Below are 3,619 nucleotides of genomic sequence, written 5' to 3' on the forward strand. Positions count from 1 at the left end.
AAACAATTAAATATATAAAGATATGTTTATAACTCTATAATATTTATTGTTTTTATGCAATGTTTTTTGTTTTTTGAGACACACCGTGTAATTTTTATAACAACTTATGTTTGCGTAATAATTCTTCAATGAAAGTGCCTTGTATTTTTTTCATCGCATTTTTTAAAACTGAACGTTTAAGGAAGTTATTATTAACTAATTCAGGTAATGATTTACGATCATTTAATTGATAATAAGCATCCATAAGTACACGTGCATCAAATTCAGAAGCATACACTTCAGGTACGCCCCTATCTATTTCTAATAATTGATATACAGCTTCCATAGCTGTACGTACAGAATATTCAGTTGTGAATACTGTATCACGTTCTGTTTCAGCAAAGTTACCTATAAAGGCTAAGTTTTTAGAACCATTAGGAACGACTAATGGACGATCTTTGTATGCTCTCGGCATAAAGTACGCTGTCACATAAGGCATATAAACAGGGATCGTATTGCATTCTGTTTGTGCTAATTCAACTAACTCATCTTGTGGCACTCCCATATGATATAACCACTCTTGACAGATTTCACTACCTGTACACTCAGTGATTGGTTTTTTAATGAAATCTCCTTTAACATTAGAGTATAATGCATATATCCATACACTTACCTGATCTTTAGGTTGCTCCTTAAATTGTTGTGGACGATTGACTGTAAAACTAAGTTGCCAACTTGAATCTACTACCGTTACAATACCCCCAGTAACGGTGCGTCCAGATAAAACATCACGTTTACTTAATTTTTCAATATAAGAAATTACCTTTTTATTATTTGTTGTTGTTGTTGCAGATACGAGCCAACTTTTATCTGGAATATGATCACAGAATTTTTCAGGTCTTCCAAATTCTGGACTTTGATTAGCTAAATTTTTCCATAATGTCCAACTACCTCCCAATGCTTTCGTTGGTGGAGCAGGATGGTCATTATCCCCATAAGTTGAACTTTCTGTAATACTGCCGTTCGTTACAAAAACAAGATCATCTAATGTTAAAGGTATAGATTCTGTTTTACCATTTTTGTTTACAAGAATCTCTCGTGCAATTTTCGTAGATGATGTTGAATCGACCAATATATTGTCAACTTGAACACCATATTCAAAATGCACGCCATGTGACTTAAGATATTCTACCATTGGCAATACTAAAGACTCATATTGGTTATATTTAGTGAATTTTAAAGCACTAAAATCTGCCAAACCACCAATATGGTGAACAAAACGCATAAGATATCGACGCATTTCCATTGCTGAATGCCAAGGTTCGAAAGCAAACATTGTTTTCCAATATAACCAAAAATTAGAAGTTAAAAAATCTTCAGTGAAAACTTCGCAAATTTTAACATCTTCTAAATCTTCTTCTTTTTTCATACATAAACTTAAAATTTCTTTAATAGCTTTTTTAGACAATGTAAAATTGCCATCAGTATCAATGCGTTTACCGCCACTATAAATGGCTCTGCATTTAGAATAGTTAGGATCTTCCTTATTCAACCAATAAAACTCATCTAACACGGATGCATCAGGTTGTTCTAATGATGGAATACTTCTAAATAAATCCCATAAACATTCAAAATGATTTTCCATTTCTCTACCACCACGTACGACAAAGCCATGATGCTGCATATTAATACCATCTAAACTTCCCCCTGAGATGTCTAATTCTTCTAAAATATGGATGTTTTTTCCTTTCATTTGACCGTCACGAATTAAAAAACATACTGCTGCTAGTGAAGCTAAACCTGATCCAATTAAATATGCTGATTTTTTATCAACATTTTCAGGTTTTTTTGGACGTGCAAAGGCTTCATAATTACTATTAGTATAGTACATAAAAAAACCCCCTTATTAATAAGTGAAATTTCTAAATACTCTAACTCGATTTAATTTCATTATACACTTTTGTATACATATTTACAAAAATATATTAATTTTATTCATATTTATTATCCGCTTGTTTTATAATAAACAAGAATAGATTGATATCACTATATTGCAGAAATAAAGTAAATATTAATTTATGATCTATAATGAATTTGTATGCATAGTTAATGAAACTTATTAATTAAAATCACTTAAATCCCTCTCTGTTTTGTCAATAATTTATCAAAACTAAACCAAAAAAACTTTAATATTTGTTTATTTGACCAAAAAATATATTTATATATTGTGTTAGACATTATTTTTATTATAATTTAACCAAAAATTAAATTTTATTGATTATTTTATCTAATGATTTTAATATATTAAAATCTAAATTGTATAATTTTCTCATTCTAAGATTGTTATAATTGTTGTAGTTTGTAAGTAAAAACAGGTTGCAATTAGTCAAAAAACAGTTAAAGTATTTATCAATTTTTATATGTATTTCTACTGAGTTGCTGATTAAGGTAATAGAAAAATTTTTAAAATTAAAATGATCTATTCCATAAAAGAATAGGTCATATTTAATATAAGTATTTTTATACTGGAAATATTTATATTAAAATAAAACATGTACGTAAAAGAAGGGAGTCAATTATGAATACAAAAGAGTCAAAAACAGTTGTTGTTATTGGCGCTGGTGTTTTAAGCACAACTTTTAGTTCTATGCTTAAAGAGTTAGAACCAAGTTGGAATATAAAACTATATGAACGTTTGGATCGACCTGGTATCGAAAGTTCAAATGAGCGTCATAATGCTGGAACTGGTCATGCTGCTTTATGTGAATTGAACTATACAGTAAAACAACCTGATGGATCAATTGATATAGAAAAGGCGAAAGAAATTAATGAACAGTTCGAGATTTCAAAACAATTTTGGGGTCATTTAGTCAAAAATAATAGCATTTCAAACCCTAAAGAATTTATTCAACCATTACCTCATATTAGCTTTGTTAGAGGTAAAAATAACGTTCAATTCTTAAAAGATCGTTATCATGCTATGAAGGATTTTCCGATGTTCGACAATATTGAATATACAGAAGATATTGAAGAAATGAGAAAATGGATTCCCTTAATGATGGAAGGTCATAGCGCGAGTGATATTATGGCTGCTAGTAAAATTAATGAAGGTACTGATGTTAACTTTGGTGAGCTTACTCGCAAAATGGCCCAAAGTATTGAACAACATCCTAATGCTAGTGTTCAATATAATCACGAAGTGATAGATTTTAATCATCGAAAAGATGGGAAATGGGAAGTTAAAGTGCGTCAACGTAACAGTGGTAATGTTCAGACTGAACTTGCTGATTATGTATTTATTGGCGCCGGTGGTGGTGCAATTCCACTATTACAAAAAACAGGAATTCCAGAAAGTAAACATTTAGGTGGATTCCCTATTACAGGTCAATTTTTAATTTGTACTAACCCAGACATCATAGCTCAACATGATGCCAAAGTATATGGTAAAGAACCTCCTGGCACACCACCTATGACTGTACCTCACTTAGATACTCGTTATATTGATGGTGAGCGTACGTTACTATTTGGTCCATTTGCTAGTGTCGGCCCTAAATTTTTAAAAAATGGTTCAAATTTAGATTTATTTAAATCAGTTAAACCATATAATATTACAACATTATTATCTGCTGCTGCTAAAAAT

The 3,619-nt window shown here is 30.4% G+C and carries 2 protein-coding genes; one reads left to right on the forward strand and one right to left on the reverse strand.

The window, feature by feature from the left end; genetic code table 11:
• Positions 1-94: 94 nt before the first annotated feature.
• The gene (locus HMPREF3125_RS07255; RefSeq protein WP_070452817.1) at positions 95-1,870 is read right to left on the reverse strand and encodes an oleate hydratase; all 1,776 of its coding nucleotides are present in this window, start codon (positions 1,868-1,870) and stop codon (positions 95-97) included.
• 687 nt (positions 1,871-2,557) lie between these two features.
• Between HMPREF3125_RS07255 and HMPREF3125_RS07260 the strand changes: the two genes are divergently transcribed.
• Positions 2,558-3,619, forward strand: a 1,062-nt coding sequence (locus HMPREF3125_RS07260; RefSeq protein WP_070452820.1) for a malate:quinone oxidoreductase, incomplete at its 3' end; no start/stop codon positions are given.

Origin of the sequence: Staphylococcus sp. HMSC13A10, assembly GCF_001808005.1 — a bacterium.
GTDB lineage: Bacteria > Bacillota > Bacilli > Staphylococcales > Staphylococcaceae > Staphylococcus > Staphylococcus pasteuri.

What these genes read in the sequence shown, in the direction of transcription:
- HMPREF3125_RS07255 (WP_070452817.1), bottom strand. Translation starts at nt 1,870, where the DNA reads ATGTACTATACTAATAGTAATTATGAAGCCTTTGCACGTCCAAAAAAA.